This is a genomic window from Betaproteobacteria bacterium, from assembly GCA_016720925.1.
Taxonomy (GTDB): Bacteria; Pseudomonadota; Gammaproteobacteria; order Burkholderiales; family Usitatibacteraceae; genus UKL13-2.
Genome location: JADKJR010000006.1, coordinates 176,062 through 194,131 on the forward strand (window position 1 = coordinate 176,062; position 18,070 = coordinate 194,131).

Annotated in this window: 19 protein-coding genes; 3 read left to right on the forward strand and 16 right to left on the reverse strand. The window is 56.4% G+C overall.

From position 1 onward, the window contains the following. Positions 1–103 precede the first annotated feature (103 nt). From IPP88_10935 to IPP88_10965, 7 genes are all read right to left on the reverse strand, one after another. A complete protein-coding gene (locus tag IPP88_10935; protein ID MBL0123207.1) occupies positions 104–1,090 on the reverse strand; it encodes a hypothetical protein in 987 nt (328 codons plus the stop codon). A 16-nt stretch (positions 1,091–1,106) separates the two neighbouring features. Then, positions 1,107–1,760 carry a DUF2807 domain-containing protein gene (locus tag IPP88_10940; GenBank protein MBL0123208.1) on the reverse strand — a complete coding sequence of 218 codons (654 nt, stop codon included), beginning with the start codon at positions 1,758–1,760 and terminating at the stop codon, positions 1,107–1,109. Positions 1,761–1,786: 26 nt separating this feature from the next. Next, positions 1,787–2,134 (reverse strand): hypothetical protein, encoded by a 348-nt coding sequence (locus IPP88_10945; protein MBL0123209.1) that lies wholly within the window; start codon positions 2,132–2,134, stop codon positions 1,787–1,789. An 8-nt stretch (positions 2,135–2,142) separates the two neighbouring features. After that, the gene (locus IPP88_10950) at positions 2,143–2,343 is read right to left on the reverse strand and encodes a hypothetical protein (protein ID MBL0123210.1); all 201 of its coding nucleotides are present in this window, start codon (positions 2,341–2,343) and stop codon (positions 2,143–2,145) included. Then, positions 2,340–3,692 (reverse strand): DUF4384 domain-containing protein, encoded by a 1,353-nt coding sequence (locus IPP88_10955; GenBank protein ID MBL0123211.1) that lies wholly within the window; start codon positions 3,690–3,692, stop codon positions 2,340–2,342. The genes IPP88_10950 and IPP88_10955 overlap by 4 nt, the downstream gene beginning before the upstream one ends. Positions 3,693–3,751: 59 nt before the next feature. After that, positions 3,752–3,988 (reverse strand): hypothetical protein, encoded by a 237-nt coding sequence (locus IPP88_10960; GenBank protein MBL0123212.1) that lies wholly within the window; start codon positions 3,986–3,988, stop codon positions 3,752–3,754. A gap of 196 nt (positions 3,989–4,184) precedes the next feature. Beyond that, positions 4,185–4,814: a hypothetical protein gene (locus IPP88_10965; protein MBL0123213.1), complete on the reverse strand. Its 630-nt coding sequence runs from the start codon at positions 4,812–4,814 to the stop codon at positions 4,185–4,187. 651 nt (positions 4,815–5,465) lie between these two features. On the opposite strand from IPP88_10965, the gene IPP88_10970 reads away from it, so the two are divergent. The 3 genes from IPP88_10970 (at position 5,466) to IPP88_10980 (ending at position 8,777) form a co-directional block, all read left to right on the forward strand. Beyond that, complete coding sequence (locus IPP88_10970; GenBank protein ID MBL0123214.1) at positions 5,466–5,927, forward strand: OmpA family protein; 462 nt, start codon at positions 5,466–5,468, stop codon at positions 5,925–5,927. An 81-nt stretch (positions 5,928–6,008) separates the two neighbouring features. Next, positions 6,009–7,211 (forward strand): hypothetical protein, encoded by a 1,203-nt coding sequence (locus IPP88_10975; protein ID MBL0123215.1) that lies wholly within the window; start codon positions 6,009–6,011, stop codon positions 7,209–7,211. A 381-nt stretch (positions 7,212–7,592) separates the two neighbouring features. Further along, positions 7,593–8,777, forward strand: a complete 1,185-nt coding sequence (locus IPP88_10980) for an acetyl-CoA C-acyltransferase family protein (GenBank protein MBL0123216.1) — start codon at positions 7,593–7,595, stop codon at positions 8,775–8,777. Positions 8,778–8,873: 96 nt separating this feature from the next. On the opposite strand, the gene IPP88_10985 is transcribed toward IPP88_10980, so the two are convergent. From IPP88_10985 to IPP88_11025, 9 genes are all read right to left on the reverse strand, one after another. After that, positions 8,874–9,236, reverse strand: a complete 363-nt coding sequence (locus IPP88_10985) for a DUF1428 domain-containing protein (GenBank protein MBL0123217.1) — start codon at positions 9,234–9,236, stop codon at positions 8,874–8,876. 124 nt (positions 9,237–9,360) lie between these two features. Next, positions 9,361–9,930 carry a DUF1439 domain-containing protein gene (locus IPP88_10990; protein ID MBL0123218.1) on the reverse strand — a complete coding sequence of 190 codons (570 nt, stop codon included), beginning with the start codon at positions 9,928–9,930 and terminating at the stop codon, positions 9,361–9,363. Between the two features lie 30 nt (positions 9,931–9,960). After that, on the reverse strand, positions 9,961–10,359 hold the full coding sequence (locus tag IPP88_10995) for a GNAT family N-acetyltransferase (GenBank protein ID MBL0123219.1): 399 nt from the start codon (positions 10,357–10,359) through the stop codon (positions 9,961–9,963). A gap of 332 nt (positions 10,360–10,691) precedes the next feature. Then, entirely contained in the window at positions 10,692–11,720 is a 1,029-nt protein-coding gene (locus IPP88_11000) for an ATP-binding cassette domain-containing protein (GenBank protein ID MBL0123220.1), read from the reverse strand. After that, the gene (locus IPP88_11005; protein ID MBL0123221.1) at positions 11,717–12,724 is read right to left on the reverse strand and encodes an ABC transporter ATP-binding protein; all 1,008 of its coding nucleotides are present in this window, start codon (positions 12,722–12,724) and stop codon (positions 11,717–11,719) included. Before IPP88_11005 ends, IPP88_11000 begins: the two co-directional genes overlap by 4 nt. Positions 12,725–12,729: 5 nt before the next feature. Continuing rightward, positions 12,730–13,644 (reverse strand): ABC transporter permease, encoded by a 915-nt coding sequence (locus tag IPP88_11010; protein ID MBL0123222.1) that lies wholly within the window; start codon positions 13,642–13,644, stop codon positions 12,730–12,732. A 1-nt stretch (position 13,645) separates the two neighbouring features. Beyond that, entirely contained in the window at positions 13,646–14,632 is a 987-nt protein-coding gene (locus IPP88_11015; protein ID MBL0123223.1) for an ABC transporter permease, read from the reverse strand. A 14-nt stretch (positions 14,633–14,646) separates the two neighbouring features. Then, positions 14,647–16,236 (reverse strand): ABC transporter substrate-binding protein, encoded by a 1,590-nt coding sequence (locus IPP88_11020; protein ID MBL0123224.1) that lies wholly within the window; start codon positions 16,234–16,236, stop codon positions 14,647–14,649. Between the two features lie 216 nt (positions 16,237–16,452). After that, positions 16,453–18,057 (reverse strand): ABC transporter substrate-binding protein, encoded by a 1,605-nt coding sequence (locus IPP88_11025; GenBank protein ID MBL0123225.1) that lies wholly within the window; start codon positions 18,055–18,057, stop codon positions 16,453–16,455. Positions 18,058–18,070 lie beyond the last annotated feature (13 nt).

Here is an 18,070-nt window from a genome sequence, read left to right on the forward strand (position 1 = left end):
ATCGTCCAGCAGAAATGCTTGAACACGACCCCGCAGGTCAAAACAATCCAGCGCCTGCAATCATCCGTCGCCCACCAGTCGGCAGGAAATGGAGCCCAAGGCGTCAATTGTTACCGATGTTGACCTTCTGTGTATTCAGCATTCCGGCCTGCCCCTGAATCACGGCACCGGTTTTGACCGATGTCGAACCTGAGCTTGAATTGCCAATGTTGACCTGCTGGTCATTGAGCATCCCTGCCTGCCCCTGGACGACCGCACCGACAGCAACATTTGATGTGCCGCCGGAGGCATTTCCGATCTTTGCCTGCTGGTTGTTAAGCATCCCAGCCTGCCCTTGAATAACTGCCCCAACCGCAACATTGGATTTGCCGCTCCCGGAAGCATTGCCGACCTGCATTTGCTGGTTATTCAGCAAGCCTGCTTGACCTTGAATCGCCGCGCCCATGACAACATTTGACTTGCCTTGCCCGGATGCGGTACCGATCTTCATTTCCTGATTGTTCAGTAATCCCGCTTGGCCTTGAATCGCCGTGCCAAGCTTTACGTCGGACTTGCCACTGCCCGTCGAACCACCGATATTCATTTCCTGCCGCTGCAGCAGTCCTGCCTGGCCTTGCAACACCATACCGGTGCGAACTTTCGATGAGCCGGTGCCTGAAACTGATCCCAAGTTCATTTCCTGGCTATTCAGCAGCCCGGCCTGACCCTGCATGACAGTTCCCGTCTTCACATCCGACTTGCCACGACCCGCATCACCAATCGCCATTTTTTGCGAATTTAGCAGGCCGACCTGGCCCTGCTTTACATTGTCTACTTTCACGTTGGACGATCCGCCCTTGCCGGCGTTGCCAATGCTCATCTTCTGATCATTCAACAAGCCTGCTTGCCCTTGGCTCACATTTTTTGCGGTGACCTTGGCCTTGCCATCTTTGCTGTTTCCCAAATCGAGCGTTTGACTGTTCAGCAGCCCTGACTGCCCCTGGGAAATATCCTGGGCCTGTACCTGCGCACGGGAATTTGTCGACGCAGCGAGCGCACCAATCACCAGTGCTGCGATCAAACTGCTTTTCATCATGTATTTCTTATCCATGGCCATCTCCGCACGATTAGAGTCGATTGATATTGCCGGCGCCGGTAATTGACTGGGTCACTTTCGCCTTGCCTTTGTACTCAATATTGCCTGCGCCGCCAATTGTCGCTTTCAGTGTTTCTTCAGCGTTAACGCTAATATTTCCGGATCCATCAATACGAGCCTCGGCGGCTTGCGCCTGGAATTTCACGGCGTCGATTGTTCCTGATCCATCAATTCGGGCAATCAATTGCTTTCCACTTCCAGAAACATCGATATTGCTGGAGCCCTTGATGACGATATTCATTCGTCCAGGCTTGATATTCTTGATGGAAATATCACCGCTACCCGCGCCTTCAAAATCCATTTCCGGACCGGCAAATCCTTCCACGGAACTGCTGCCGCTCCCCTCAGTTTTGAGGCTGCGAAACGACTTTAACGTCAGTGTGTACTTCAACCCCTTGTCGGTTTTAAAGTTGCCTTTACTTCCCAGTGTGAGGATGTCATTTTTCGTGCTGATGTCGAGTTGTGCCAGGACCTTTGCTTCCGCTTGCACAGTCAGTTTTTCTTCTGTCCCTTGACGTATCTGGAGCTCGCCGGGCGTCTTGAAGACGATCCGCGTCACTCCTGCCGCAGGTCGAGTCATTACTTCCTGCGCGCTTGTGATACCGGCAGAGGCGGCAAGGCACATGAAAAGTACTCCTGCGGTACTTAACTTCACTGCTTTGAAAGAATACATAACCCATCCTTCAGGTCAAACACGGTTACGGCGTCCCCGTCGGAAGTGCGCGGCACATTAATCATTGCCGGGCCACGATCCGACGGCGCGCGAAATCCACTGCCTTCATAAAGCAGACGCCCTTGTTGCCAGCACCGGAGCGTGTCGCCACCATTCTTGCGCGTCTCGCGGATGGTCGTTGCCTGCTCGGAAGTCGCAACGGCGCCGACATTTGCCGCGGGCGGAACCATTTTCACGCCGCTCTCAATCTTCATCTCGGCGCTACTCAATGCGGGAAACAAACCGCCCACTGCCAAGGCCACGATCATCGGGATTTTTGTGCCCATGAATATCCTCACCGAACGTTGATAGTAAAGTTGCCTACACCGAGTGAAGGGCCACCCGCCTTCTGAAATACGGACTTCAACTCTGCCAGGGATTGCACCGGCGTTGGGACATCAATATCGCCGCCGCCAATTGCCGGTAATACACTTTCGTAGACATCCTTGCCGGCACCGAAACACACAATGTGCTCTGGTACACCTTTGGTATTCACGTCAATGTTGAACTGTTTTCCATTCGGGAGTTGCACGCCTTTTTCGCGCTGACCAGAGCATCCTTTGTGAAGCGATTCGGAAAAAACCGGGCAATCTTCTGGTTTTCGTCCTGCATGAAGCAGTAGACGTAGGCATCCCGGCTGGGCGTTACCTTGACGGTCAATCGCTCACCCTTGCGGAACTGGTTACCACCTTTGGTGGACGTAACGGAAACGGAAATGGGTCCGGCCGATTCGTCGGGAATTGGGATGGGTGCGGCTGGAGACTGGTAAGAAGCAAGTTTTTCCCTGGCTTTGGGCGCGATGTCGTAGTGATTGGCATCAAGATAGGCGGTAAAGAAGGCGAGATCGACGACGGCTGTTTTTCCAAGTCCAAGCGCGTCACGATAGGCAGTAATCGCGGCAATCAACGCTGCGTCGTTCTGGCCGTTGATCTCGCCGGCATAGAGGCCGCGAATGCGCATCTGTTGTTGCCAGAATGAAACGATCTCGCCGTCACTGTACATGCCGGAATACCAGTCGCTGATTTCATTCTTGACCGATTCCGCCTGACTCGTGCCACCCAGGCAAATCCAATAGGGAGTCTTGGTCAGCTTTCCAAACAACTCCACCGAGGCGAGCTCAACGAGATTCCGCAATGCCTGCGAGGTGCCTTCCGATCTTGACAGGTTGGACTGATAATTGATGCCAAATTTCTTGTATTCGGCTTCAGCTTCGAGGCCACTGCCGGCCCGGATAATAGCGACCGAATTGCTTGACGTTACACCCGAAACGATCGACAAATCCTCTGTGCGCATCATTGTCAGGTCGAGGCCGAGGATAGTGGTCGCTGCTGTTGCCGCGCGACCAAATCCCACTCCTGCCAGCGCGATCCCGCCGCCCTCAGTTTTCTTGGCGACGTTTTCATCCAACTGAGTGACTGAACCGCGGATTCCGTATTGTGGAACCAGCTTGAACATATTCTTCTTTTCAGCTTCCTTCATGAAGCCAATAAGGTTACTCGAATCCGAACCATAGGCGATGAGTCGAACCGCCTTGCTGCGGCGGGTCATTTCGGATACTGACGAGATCAACATATCCTTGGTGCCGGCGCTGACTTTCTTGGTCTGATCCGACAAGTCCTCGGTAATGATCACCAAATCACGCACGCCATACATCAGGAACATGTTGTCCATGCAGCGAAGCCCCGACGAGAAATTGGTAATCGTTCGGATAGGCGCGGCCTCCGGCCCTTTACGCAACCCCGCAGTCGCTTCGGTAGCCTCTTTGCGCACGGAGTTTTCTGTCGTGACGCATGCGGACAATACAAGCGCCATTCCCCAAACCAGCATTTTCGCTTTGCGAACCATAGTTGGACTCTTCGGTAGATTTCGAAAATTAGGAAAACTTCAAATTCCGGATATGTCGATTACTTGCAGTTCGCCATATTGATAACAGGGCCAGTCACAATCGTGGTGGATTGTTTGCCGAACATATCCTTGATGCCGCTATTGGATTTCTTGTCGTTGCTGTTTATGTTAACGCTACCGCAATCACCTTTTGCGCCTGGGGGAGCCTTGCCCTGCGCCAAAGCCGCGTTTTGCGCAACCGCTTGCTTGGTTTTTTCTTTTCCAATCTTTGCCACCAGATCAGCGTCCAGATCCATGGGTTCGGCGTTAACAGCCGGGGGAGGGGCCGCGAAGGAGTTGGCCGCCGCAAGAAACAATGCCGTGACGATTCCGGCAATTCGGATGTCAGTCGTTTTCATTCCACACCTCCATTAACTCAGAACTACATGTGCAACGAGGCACGGAGGATGGTCCTCGGTGCCTCGGTTGCGGATCAAAACTGAAACTTTCTGCTTAGTTGGCGTTGCCGACGTTAGCCTTCTGGGTGTTCAACAGGCCGGACTGGCTCTGGCTCATACCTTTAACCGTCACGTCAGACTTGCTGCTGTTTGATGCGTTACCGATTTTCGCTTCTTGCGTATTCAGCAGGCCGGATTGGCTTTGGTTGATGTTTGTGGCATTCACTTTCGACTGGCCCTTGTTGGACGCATTGCCAATTTCCAGTTTCTGCGTGTTCAGAAGGCCGGATTGGTTCTGGTTGATGTTTTTAGCCGTAACGTTGGACTTGCCGCCGCTCGATGCATTGCCAATTTTCGCCGACTGCGTATTCAGGAGGCCAGACTGGCTTTGACGGATATTCGTCGCGTTCACTTTCGACTCACCCTTACCGGAGGCGTTGCCGATTTCCATCTTTTGCGTGTTCAGCAGGCCGGATTGACTCTGGCTCGCGCCCTTCACGGTCACGTTTGATTTGCCGCCGCTCGAGGCATTGCCCAAATCCATTTGCTGCGTATTCAGCAGGCCGCTCTGGTTTTGGTTAAGGTCCGATGCGTTGACTTTCGAGGTTGCACCGCTTTGTGCAAATGCGGCGCTTGAAAACACTGCAGAGATGGCAACTACGATAAGTTTGGTTTTCAGATTCATGATCATTTCCTTTATTTTAGCAATGAGAAAAAAGAGGTTATACCCACAGCATCCACGTTTCACCGTGTCCCAACTGCCTCTAGGTTGCGGCTTAAGGTAAAATCGTTCAAACTTTTTTTGAGTTTCCCTTTATTATTGTTGGTAAGCATATTGGTGAGCGGACTGGGAATCAAACTGCACCGCGACCAAAGGCGTTTCAAAAAAGACACCACAGACGCAGGCACGCACAGCATTTGGCACTTAGTAACAGCTTCATACCTAATTGGCAACGGTATATTACACTAAACCCTCGAAATCCAGAGTATTTGGCCAATCACGAAATGTTGCACTTGCAAGATACCAAACGTACTCCCAGCGGCGGCGGTTGACTTGTGGCAGACGGGGCTTCAAATGCACATAACGGGCCAGGGGGCGCCATGCGATGGCTGGCGAATCAACGGAATGAACGATTCGCGCGACTTATGCAACTAAAAGACAGATAACTTTTATCTAATCCAGAGGAGAATTTCATGCGCGCCACCGTATTTCCCCGTAATGTGACTTTGGCCATCGCTCTTTGCTGTCGGTACGTTTGCTTTTGTCGCCAGTTCCCACGCCCAGGAAACAAAATCCCTGCGTGGCAAACCCAGCAAAGAACAAATTCTGGAGGCATTGAGTCCAAAAGCGTCGGCAGGCAGTTCTGGATTCAAGACCCGCGGCCTTTCCCTTGGCAGCAGTTCCGCGCAGCCAGTCGCGGCAGACGCTCCGGTCGCCAATGCGAAGCCGGAAGCGCGCGCATTGGATCTGGAAGTGCGATTCGAGGTGAACTCCGATCAACTGACCGAAGATGGCAAGGAAGTTCTGGATCAATTGGGTGCGGCGCTCAAATCCGATGCGCTGGCCGACGCCAAGTCCATCATGCTCGAAGGGCACGCAGACAAGAGCGGAAATCCGGCATATAACCAGCTGCTCTCTGTGCGCCGCGCGCATTCGGTCAAGAACTATCTCGCTGCAAAACAGCAGATCCCCGCCAAGAAGCTTCGGGCTTCGGGCAAGGGCTCCAGCGAGCCGGTTGATCCGAAAAATCCTGAAGATCCCATCAATCGCCGCGTTCGGGTAATCGTCAACAGCTAGGCAGGTCAGTCGGGGGCGTAACTTTCACCGTTGCGGAGCAAGGCGCGCCCCCGAAGGCAGTATCGCTTTCCGGCGAACTGCGTGGCATCGAGGAGCGATGTGCAAATGATGAGTTTTGTACTGCGCCAGGTATCGCTGCCCGCAATCGTGTGCGGCTTGCTTTGCGGTAACGCGGCTATTGGTCAAATCGTACCGCCGACACCGATCCTCCCTCATGTTGGCGTCACGCCGCAATCGGCGCCGGTCGAAAAGCCGGCGGATAAACCATCGCGCTCCATGTTTGATGCGCCGTTGGGCGTCGCGGGACAGGCAATGGAATCGCTCAAACGGTCGATCGCACCAATAATTGAGCCATCGAGCAAAGACGACCGGGCGCCTGGCGAGGCATCCACTCAAGCGGAAAAAGAGACTCAATCTGACAGATCGCCTCACGCTGACATCAAGGATGACGGCCGTTTATTTCCAACACTCAAACGCCTCCGCAAGAATGAAATTCTTACGGCCGTAACCGGGACTTTCACCGCCTATGTCCTGCAGGGCGATGAGCGAACGATTGTGATCGACTTTCCGTCTCCGCTCGCGCAAGCGCAAATGCTTGGCCGCGTGATCCTTTTTGTTGAGCGCAACGGAACACCCAAGACAAGAATCATGACGGTCCCAGAGGTCAAGAAATGGCTGGCACAAAACACACTGCGTCTGGAAGCCATCACGATGGGCAATAACATTCGATCGGGTGAACTGGCGCGTTTTTTCAATACGGCACGCCTGCAGAATGAGCCCTTGACGGTCGACGAAAAGCGCCTTTATGACTGGCTCTTGCAGGTGAAATTGTTCTACGAGGAAAGCAACGGTGTTTCGATCTCGTCACCAGAGGTTATTCTAATCAGCGTGCCGCAGGTATTCACCGCCGAAAATTGCGCCGAGTGCAGTATTTCCTTCGCGCAGCGCGAGGTTGCGTTGAAGCACGAACTGTCACACGCACGGTTCGTTACCGATACGGCATATCAATCCTACGTTTTGTGGTTTTGGTCTCAGGTCATGCCGCCCGCTGTCCGGAAGAAATTCACCCAGTTCCTGCTTGAACGCGGCTATGACCCCAACAACCGCGAGCTGCTGGCCAATGAGATGCAAGCGTTCCTGATGCATACCTCCGATCCGGCCATGTTTCGTGCGGCGCACATTGGCATGACGGTGCCGGAGCTGGAAAATCTGCGATTGCAATTCCAGGCGGGGCTATTCCCAAGCGCGCCAGCCATGGCTGAGAATTCGTATCGGCTGGAGTAGTCGAAAGGGTTTCCGTAGCCGTCAATACTTCGCGACGGTCGGAAATACTGCCAGCAATCCGCAGGGGTCCGCAGAACATTGCCAATCTACCGAGCGCAATTCCGCTCATGTGGCTGCGATTTGCTTGCATGACGCTTTCGCCTGGCACAGAAACAAACTCCTGCATTGGCGCGGCTTTCGGGTCGAAATGCCGTGAAAAGCCGCACCAACGCTGGAGTTTGTGTTTTTATTGGGCGGTCACGTCCCCGGTAGTTTCGCGGTAACGCTGGACTGTTCTGCATGCGGTGCGCGACGCCCCGCATTGACCTGGCGTAAAGTGGCGGTTGGGCCGATGGCGTCAAATTTCACGCGTTGGCAAGTTAAACCCCAAGGAGATAGAACATGAGCAAACGTGATGTGGTGGTTCTGGGCGCGGCGCGATCGGCGATTGGCACCTTTGGTGGTGCGCTGGCCGACATCGAGCCTGCCGAATTGGCCGGAACGGTGATGAAGGAAGCGGTCAAGCGCTCGGGCGTCGATCCGAACGCCATCAATTACGTGACCGTCGGTAACACCATTCCCACCGAGAGCCGCTTCGCCTACGTGGCGCGGGTGGCGTCGATCCAGGCAGGACTGCCCATGGATTCGGTGGCGATGTCGGTGAATCGCCTCTGCTCATCGGGGCTGCAGGCTATCGTGACGACAGCGCAGAACATCCTGCTGGGCGATTGCGATTACGGCGTCGGCGGCGGCGTGGAGGTGATGAGCCGCGGCGGCTATCTCTCGACCGCCATGCGCAGCGGCGCGCGCATGGGCGACACCAAGTTGATCGACATGATGGTTGCCACCTTGACCGATCCGTTCGGCGTAGGCCACATGGGCATTACGGCTGAAAATCTGGTCACAAAGTGGGCGATCACGCGCGAGGATCAGGACGCCCTCGCGGTGGAATCGCACCGTCGCGCGGCGGCGGCGATCGCCGACGGACGTTTCAAATCGCAGATTGTGCCGATCGTCAAGCAAACGAAGAAAGGTGAAGTGATCTTTGATACTGACGAGCACGTGCGGCCCACGACCACGATGGAAACGCTGGCGAAGATGAAACCGGCGTTCAAGAAGGATGGCTCGGTGACCGCCGGCAACGCCTCGGGCGTCAACGATGGTGCCGCCTTCTTTGTGCTGGCGGACGCGGCAGTGGCGGCAGCCGCCGGCCACAAGCCGATGGCGCGGCTGGTGTCGTACGCCGTCGCCGGCGTGCCGAATGAGGTCATGGGTGAAGGCCCGATCCCCGCCAGCAGGATGGCGTTGAAAAAGGGCGGCCTGACGCTCGACCAGATGGACGTGATCGAGAGCAATGAAGCCTTTGCAGCGCAGGCCATCGCGGTGGCGCGCGCCCTCGAACTTGACATGAAGAAGACCAATCCGAACGGCGGCGCGATCGCGCTGGGTCACCCGATCGGCTGTTCCGGTGCGTTCCTTGCAACGAAGGCAATATATGAACTGCACCGCGTAGGTGGTCGTTATGCGCTGGTAACAATGTGCATCGGTGGCGGGCAGGGCATCGCGGCGGTATTTGAGCGGCTCTGACGTTTCACGCGCGCGCGGAATTTTTGCGGGCGCCCGATCACGGGGTTTGATTCAATTTGTTTTCGACTTGAATCTGACCCCGTGAATTTCAGGTCGTCAAAGCTCGACCATCGTCTTGAAGCCTCCCCAAAACATGCGCTTGCCGTCAAACGGCATGCTCTTCGGGTCCATCATTGCCGCCAGCCGCGGGTCTTTCATGACCTTGGCGTTGATGCTGTCGCGCTGCTTGCGCGTTTTGTAGACGATCCACGAAAACACCACCACCTCATCGGCCTTGAGTTTCACGTTCTGCGGGAACGAAGTGACCTTGCCGGGCTTCACGTCATCGGCAACACATTCGCGGTATTCCAGCGCGCCGTGCTCGCGCCACACCTTGCCGGCCTTGCGCGCCATGCGGCGGTAGGCATCGAGCTTCGTCCTGGGAACCGGTACAACAAATCCGTCAACGTAGTGAGCCATGTGGTATCTCCTTTGACTGGGGTGGTTGAAGGAACCTCAAGTATTGAGGTGGCTTGTTTGCGGATGATATCAATTTGAGACTGACCGGGTATTGACGCGGCAAATCTTCAGGGAATTCGAATTCTTATTGCTTCCTGATAGTCGGACTGAGGAACGAAATCCGTAATTTGCCATTGACCACCTTGACCTCGCGCAGTGCCAGTTTCGCGAAGGCGCCGTAATTCGAGTCGCTCTTTAGCCGGTAAATCGGTGTCAGTTGAAGTATCAATCGCAAGGCCAGGGGCCAACGCGCCTTGACCATTTCGTCGAAATCCGGCGCGTTCCCGGTCATCTTGAATTCCGTAACCTTGATATCGTCCAGAAAAAATGTTCCGTCGTACTGAACATATCGGGGCTTCGCGGTGAATTCCACGGAGCCCGGCATTTGACGTTGCCCGAGTGTCGCGACGAACTTCGCGGAGAAACCCAGGCGATCCGAGCCTTCCTGCAAGGTGACAACGGGCTCCCTTAGCTCGAAGCAAGTCAGTTTTAGCAGGCACTTCTGCGCGGGAAAGCGTGCATCGAGTTTCGATTGCAATTCTGATTGCGTAAGGTCGAAAGAAATATCCGGGCCGAAGGTGATGAGCGCCCACCATGCGGCGACCGCAATGGCGATAATCGACAGGCTTGCGTAAATGAGGCGTCGTTTCCACATGATGTCAACGATGCCTTATCTGGTCGGGTCTCACTTGGCCACGGCGGGTTTGCGTTTTGTCATCCCGGCAACGCGTTTGAAACCGATGGACTCATAAAATGGGACCATCGCTGGTGCGCAAGACAGGTAGGTGCCGTAAACGCCAAGTTGCTCTGTCATTTGTGTCAGCAGCGCCGTTCCGATACCTTGCTTGCGATAGGCTGCCCTGACCTCGACTGCGGAAATATAGCCGCAAACTATGCCATCGCTCAAAGCTGCGACGTATCCGCAGATGATTGACGACTGTTCGTCGCGCGCCAGGATGACGGCAGCGCTTCCCTTAAGCATGGCAAGAAGCGTTCCCGGCGGCGGAGTGAAATCCCAATGTGCCAGAAAGCCATCGAGGTCGGCGTCGGATAGACCTTCCAGCGAAGTGGAGTAGGTGATCATTTGATTTCTGCGTTCAACTTTCTGGTGGTTCTCGCAAAGGGCGCGCTACAACGCGTTTCCTCTTGTTGCATCGCGGTGACACGGTCTACGTCGGCTGACTTAGTGGCGTGATTGACAAACTCTAGCATCCACGAGCCCCACAGGCCACAATTGCTTGAAAAGCCGCGCCAGCGCTTGTGTTTGCTTGCATCCCGATATATGGAAACTCAATTCCCGTTCGCCCTGAGCGCGTCGACGGGTTGAACGGGCCACCGTAATTCAATGAGCCAGCCACTACGCTTCGAAAAAAATCCCAGCACGAACGGGGTTTACCTGACGATTTTTTGCGCAGCCTACGCCGCCAACCGAATGGGAATTCGCTTGTCCTGCACCGCATGACACGCCACCTGCCCGCCGTCGGGCGCGTCCATCAATTCCGGGCGCTCGACCTTGCAGCGTTCGTACGCATACGGGCAGCGCGGATGGAAGGTGCAGCCTGACGGGGGATTGAGCGGATTGGGCACTTCACCGGCGACCGGCGTGCGCTGCTTGCCGGTCATCTGCAGGTCGGGAATGGCCGACTGCAGCATCTGCGTGTACGGATGCAGCGGGCGCTGGAAGATCTTCTTGGTGTCGGCGATCTCGACTACGCGGCCCAGATACATCACGCCCACGCGATTCGAGATGTGCGAGACCACCGCCAGATTGTGCGAGATGAAAAGATAGGTGAGGCCGAACTCGCGTTGCAGGTCTTTCATCAGATTGAGAATCTGCGCTTGCACGGACACGTCGAGTGCGGACGTGGGTTCATCGCAGACCAGAAATTCCGGATTCGATGACAGCGCGCGCGCAATCGAAATGCGCTGGCGCTGGCCACCGGAAAACTCGTGCGGGAATTTTTCCGCGTCCAGCGGCGAAAGGCCAACCTGCGTGAGCAGGGCATCAACGCGTTTTTTTAATTCTTCCGGATGGCGCATCAGGTCGTGCGAGAGGATCGGCTCGGCAATGATCTTGCCGACGCGCCAGCGCGGGTTCAGGCTCGCATAGGGATCCTGGAAAATCATCTGGAAGCGTTTGCGGTGTTTTTCGCGGTTTTCGGCGATGGCCATGTCCGCGCCCTCGAAAATGATCGAGCCGCGAGAGGGTTCGTACAGACCGCAAATGAGGCGCGCAACGGTGGATTTGCCACAGCCGGACTCGCCGACCAGCGCCAGCGTCTCGCCGCGATTAATGGTGAACGACACGCCGTCCACAGCCTTGAGAATCTGCCGGGGCTGGCCCTCGATGACGCGATTCAGCCACGGCTTGGAGACATCGAATTCCTTGGCGATATCGCGAACGTCGAGGAGGATTTCGCTGGTGGGTTTCATGGGCGTGCTCATGCGTTTGACTTTTTCAGCTCGGGCGCGTGCAGCCAGCAGGCGGCCTGGGTTTTGCCGGCCGGCATGAGTGCAGGGCGCTCCATTTCGCACCGATTGCCGGGGACCTCGGATTTGCGGGTACAACGCGGATTGAATGCACAGCCGGATGGAATCGCTGTCAATCGCGGCATGGAGCCGTCGATTTGCGCCAGGCGCTCGTTATTGTCACCAACGTTGGGAATCGCGCCCATCAGGCCGATGGTGTAAGGGTGCTGCGGATGATGAATCACTTCCGCGACCGGGCCGATTTCGGCGATGCGCCCGGCGTACATCACCGCGACGCGATCGGCGGTTTCGGCGATCACGCCCATATCGTGGGTCACCAGCAGTACCGCAGTGCCGTGCTCGCGACCGAGTTTCTTGAGCAAGGTGATGATTTGCGCCTGGATGGACACATCGAGCGCGGTCGTCGGCTCATCGGCGATGATAAGTTTGGGTTGCGCGGCGAGCGCCAGTGAAATGACCACCCGCTGGCGCATGCCGCCGGAAAACTGGTGCGGGTAGGCATCGATGCGTTTCTCGGCCGCGGGAATGCCGACTTCCTGCAACAGCGCGATGGCACGGTCACGGGCTTCAGACTCGGAGACATCGATGTGCGTGCGAATGGTCTCGATGAGCTGGCGGCCGATGGTGTACAGCGGGTTCAACGACGTCAACGGGTCCTGAAAAATCGCGCCGATTTCGCGACCGCGAATTTTGCGTATTTCTTCGAACGGCAGATTGTCGATTCGACGTCCGTTCAGCAGGATTTCGCCGCCGGCAATGCGCCCGGGCGGCTCGAGCAATCCGATCACGGCCGCGCCGGTCAGTGATTTGCCCGCACCCGATTCACCGACCACCCCCAGCACTTCGCCGGGCGCAATATCGAAACTGATGTCATCGACCGCGACCAGCGTGCCGCGACGCGTCGGAAATTCGATGCGCAGGTTTCTGACCTGCAGGAGAGGCGTTGCGTTCGTAACCATTGCGATCACCTCAACTTCGGATTGAGCGCATCGCGCAACCAATCACCCAGCACATTGATTGACAGCACCAGAATCACCAACGCCGCACCGGGGAAGACGGTGATCCACCATTCTCCGGAAAACAGGAAGTCGTTGCCGATGCGAATCAGCGTTCCCAATGAAGGTTGGGTCGGTGGCACGCCGACGCCGAGGAACGACAGCGTGGCCTCGGTGATGATGGCCGTGCCGACGTGCAAGGTCGCAAGCACCAGCACCGGGCCGGTGACGTTGGGCAGTACGTGGGTGAACATGATGGCAAGCGGTTTGCGGCCGATGACACGTGCGGCCTGCACGTATTCCTTGTTGCGTTCCACGAGTGTGGAGCCGCGCACGGTGCGGGCATAGCGCACCCAGCCGGACGCCGCGATGGCGAAGATCAGCACATAGACGGCCACCTGATCGTGCATGCCTTTCGGCAACGCCGCGCGCGCGCCGCCGTCGATCAGCAGTGCGATCAGGATCGCGGGAAAGGACAACTGAATATCGGCCACACGCATGATAAATGCGTCAAGTGGCCCGCCAACGTAGCCGCTGATCAGCCCCAGCGATACGCCGACAAGCATCGACAGCATCACCGCGCAGATGCCGACCACGAGTGATACGCGCGAGCCGTGCATGATGGTCGACAGCACATCGCGGCCCTGGTCGTCGGTGCCGAGCAGGAACTGCGATTTACCTGCAGCCGTCCATGATGGGGGCGTGAAGGCATCGAGAAGGTTGAGGGTTTTCAGATCGAACGGATTGTGCGGCGCTAAAAACGGCGCGAAGGCGGAACCGATGAGGCAAATCAGCGCAACCACGGCGGCGATCATGACCAGCCGGTTCTGCTTGAAGCTGTACCAGACATCGCCGTCGAGGAAACGTTTGAGGGCGTCCTGCATTTCAGTGGCCTCCCGCCACGGCGCGATCGATTCGCAGGCGCGGATCCACCACGTAGTAAAGAATATCCACGCTCAGGTTGACCAGCACGAAAATCAAGCCGATCAGGCAAAGGTATGCCGCCATCACCGGGATATCCGCAAACTGCACCGCCTGGATAAAAAGCAGGCCCATCCCCGGCCACTGAAAAACGGTTTCGGTAATGATGGCGAAGGCGATCAATTCACCCAATGTGAGGCCGGTGATGGTGATAACCGGCACCAGCGTGTTCTTGAGGGCATGCCCAAAATGCACGGCGTTGTTAGTCAGGCCACGTGCCCGCGCGAACTTGATGTAATCGGTGCGCAAGACTTCCAGCATTTCGGAGCGCACCAGACGCATGATCAGCGTGACGGGATAGAGGCCCAATGTGGTCGCCGGCAGAATCAGCGCCTTCAGCCCGCTGGTGGTCAACAAGCCGGTGGTCCACATGCCGATTCGAGTCACGTCCCCCCGCCCGAACGACGGTAGCAGGCCCAGCCACACCGCGAAGATCAGGATCAGGAAAATACCGATCAGGAAGTTGGGTAGCGAGACACCCGTCAGCGACAGCGTGAGCAGTAACTTGGAGGTCCAGCTATCGCGCTTCAGCGCGGTGTAAACGCCAAGCGGAATACCGATCAGAAGGCCAATTACCGCTGCAGTCGTCGCCAATTCCAGCGTCGCGGGCAAACGCTCGATCAGCAGTTGCGAGACCGGCCTGCCCAATCGCAGCGAAATGCCGAAATTGCCCTGTAGGGCATTGCCGACGAAGGTGGCGAATTGTATGTAGAACGGCGCGTCGAGCCCGAGGCTCTTGCGCACTTCCTCGCGATCGGCGGCGGTCGCTTCCGGCGGCAACATCAGCGAGACCGGATCGCCAACAAAATTGAACAACGAAAAGGCGATGAACCCCACCGCCAGCATGACCATGATGCTCTGCAACAACCGCCGGATGACAAAGGCCAACATGGATGCGCTTTCGATTAGTTCAGCTTGAATCGGAAAAAGTATGGAATGTTGTTGGGCGAGAATACCGCATCTACATTCTTGCGCATCGCCCACGGCACCAGCGCCTGATGCAACGGCAGCACGGCGACGTCGCGGTTGTTCAGAAGCAAGGCTTCGCGAATGAGGGCATCACGCTTTTTCATGTCGCTTTCGACCTTGATCCTTGAAATCAACTCATCCATTTTCGGGTTCGAATAGCGACCGTAATTCGAATCGCCCAAGCCGGTATTTTCGCCGGTGCTGGTATGCAGCAACAGTTGCAGCGTGTACAGCGCATCGGACGTGACACTGCCCCAGGAAAGAATGTACATGCTGGTGTCGAACTTCTGGAGCTTCGGATAGTAAGTCGCTTGAGGGACAATATTCGGTGACGCGCGAATGCCCACCTGCGAGAGCATCGGCGGGATCGCCTGGCAAATGTCGGCGGCCGGCTGCACATTGCCGCAATCGAGCGTAATGGCGAAGCCGTTTGGATATCCCGCTTCAGCCAGCAGGCTCTTGGCTTTTTCCTTGTCGAAGGCGTAGCGCTTCTCGGCTTCCTTGCTGTATCCCTGCACGCCCGGGCCGATCATGGAGCCGGTCGGGACCGACAGGCCGCGCATCACTTTCTCCTTGATGGCCTCGACATCGATGGCATGGGCAATCGCTTGACGCACCCGCACGTCTTTCAGCGGGTTCTTGCCTTTCACATCGCTATACATGAGTTCACTGCGATTCGTGTCAAATGCCAGATATTGCACCCGCGCTTCCGCACCTTCGACGACCTTCACGTTGGCATTGGCTTTCAGGCGCGCGGTGTCCTGCGGCGGCGGGTCGATCACGAAATCGACTTCGCCCGACAACAGCGCTGCCGCGCGAGTCGCGTTGGATTTAACCGGCAACAAATCCACCTGCGTCAGGTTGCCTTTCTCCGGACTGTTTTTGTTCCACCAGTCACCATTAGCAACGAGCACGGTTTTGACATCGGGCTGGCGTAACGTGACTTTGAACGGACCCGTGCCATTGGTGTTGCGCGAGGCGTAGGTATCTTCGCGATCCTTGTAATTCTGCGGCGCTTCCGCCCTGTTCTTGACCGCCCATTCCCTGGACAAGATGCGGAACTGGAAAAGGTGATTCAAGAGGACGGGATTGGGTTCCTTCATCGCCAGGTCGACAGTGAAGTTGTCGACTTTCCTGGCGCCGGCGACACCTTGCAGCGAAGATTTCAATTGCGACAGGGGATGCAGAGCGCGCTCGACGGAGAACACTACATCGTCGGCGCTGAAGGATTGGCCGTCGTGGAACTTGACGTTGGAACGCAGCTTGAAGCGCCACGTTTTTGCATCGGGCTGGCTCCACGAAACCGCCAAGGCCGGTACCAGCTTGAAATTCCTGTCGCGCCCGACCAGGCCTTCGTAGACTTGGGCCAGGACGCGGGTGGTGGGTTGCAGATTGGCCGAATGCGGATCCAGTGTCTGCGGGTCATCCTGGCTGGCATAGCGCAACGTTTTTGCATCGGCGGCGGCAATGAACAGCGCGCAAATGGCAATGACGAACGCTGATCGGATTGGTGCGGCATGATTCATGGTGTTTTACTATTCTCGGAAGCGCTCACACGGCAATTTTTGGTCGCCGGCGGGCATGAACAGGAGGAGCCGCGGAATTGCATGGACACAAACAAACTGCCCATCGAGTCGCCTTGATGGGCAGCGGCGCATTATAGCTTTTTTGACATTTTTGAAACGGGGGCGGCAATACATGCCTAAGCGCCATCACCATTCGCTTCCCGGCAGCCGTCGCGATTATTTGATCACCACCCACTTTGCGTAGAGTGCATTGTTCGCGGTATGCACCACGCTAATGTTTTTGCGCATCGCCCACGGAATCACCTGGTGGTGCAGCGGAATATGCCCGACATCGGCCTGCGCCAGCAGCAGCGCTTCACGCGTCAGTTCGGTGCGCCGGGTGAAGTCGGTTTCGGTCTTGAGCTTGTCGATCAGTGCGTCCGCTTTGACGTTGGAATACCCACAATAGTTGTTCGCGCCGTCACCGCCCTTGCCTTTGGTGCGGATGATTTCCTGCAAAGTGTAGAGCGAGTCAAAGGTCGGCACACCCCAGCCGTACAAATACATGCTGGTGTCGCTGTTCTGCACTTTCGGGAAGAACGCGGCTTTGGGCATTGCGTTCAGCTTGATGCGGATGCCGATCTTGGACAACATGCCGGCAATCGCCGTGCAAATTTTCTCGTCATTCTTGTAGCGGTCATTGGGGCAATCGAACGTGACGTCAAAACCATTCGTGAAGCCCGCATCGGCCATCAGCTTTTTCGCCTTCTCGACGTCCACGGTCGGGCGTTTCTCCAGATCCTTCGAGTAGCCGCGCACCTGTGGCGCGATCATGGACATGGTGGGTAGTGCCAGGCCGCGCATCACCGTCTTGTGAATGGCGGGAACGTCGATGGTCAGCAGCATGGCCTGACGCACACGCAAGTCCTTGAAGGGGTTCTTGCCTTTGCTGCCATAGAGCAGCTCGTCACGGCCCTGGTCGAAGTTGACGAAAATGGTGCGATTCTCATTGCCTTCGACAATTTTGAGATCCTTGTTTTCCTTGAGCTTGGCGATGTCCTGCACGGGCGGATCGAGGATCAGATCAACTTCGCCCGACACCAGCGCCGCCACCCGCGTGGAATCCGATTTGATCGGCGTGTAAATCACTTCATCAGCGTCGCCTTCGCGTTTGCCCCACCAGTTCGAATTGGCGACGAATACCGTCTTTACATCCGGCTCACGCGATTTCAGGACATAGGCACCGGTGCCGTTGGCGTTGCGCACCGCGTAGGACTCTTCCTTGGCCTTGAAATCGGTCGGACGCTGCACATTGAACTTGATCGCCCACGCCTTGTTCAGTACGCGCACTTGAGTCAGTTGATCCAGCAGCGTCGGGTTCGGGCCCGCAGAAATGACATCGACGGTCAGGTTGTCGACTTTAACTTCCTTGATACCCTCGATGTAGGCCTTGTAATCGGATGTTTTTTCCATGGCCCGGTTGAGCGAGAACACGACGTCGTCGGCGGTGAACACTTCGCCATTGTGAAAGGTCACCTTGTCGCGCAGTTTGAAGCGCATGGTGTTGGCGTCGACCTGCCTCCAGGAAACTGCCAGACACGGCTCCAGGCCCATTGCTTTGTCGCGCGTCAGCAGCGATTCGTACACATGGTCGTTCATCGGGTTGTTGAAGCCCTCGTTTTGTGAATGCGGATCCATGGTCAGGATGTCGCCGGCACTGGCCCAGCGGAAGGTCTTGGCATCCACAATGGTGGCAATGAGCGCAAAACTCGCCAGGCCGGCGAATGCAAATGCGCGCGCGCTGGCGTTGAGTTGATTGGATAATCTCAAGGAAACCTCCATGTTTATTTGGGGA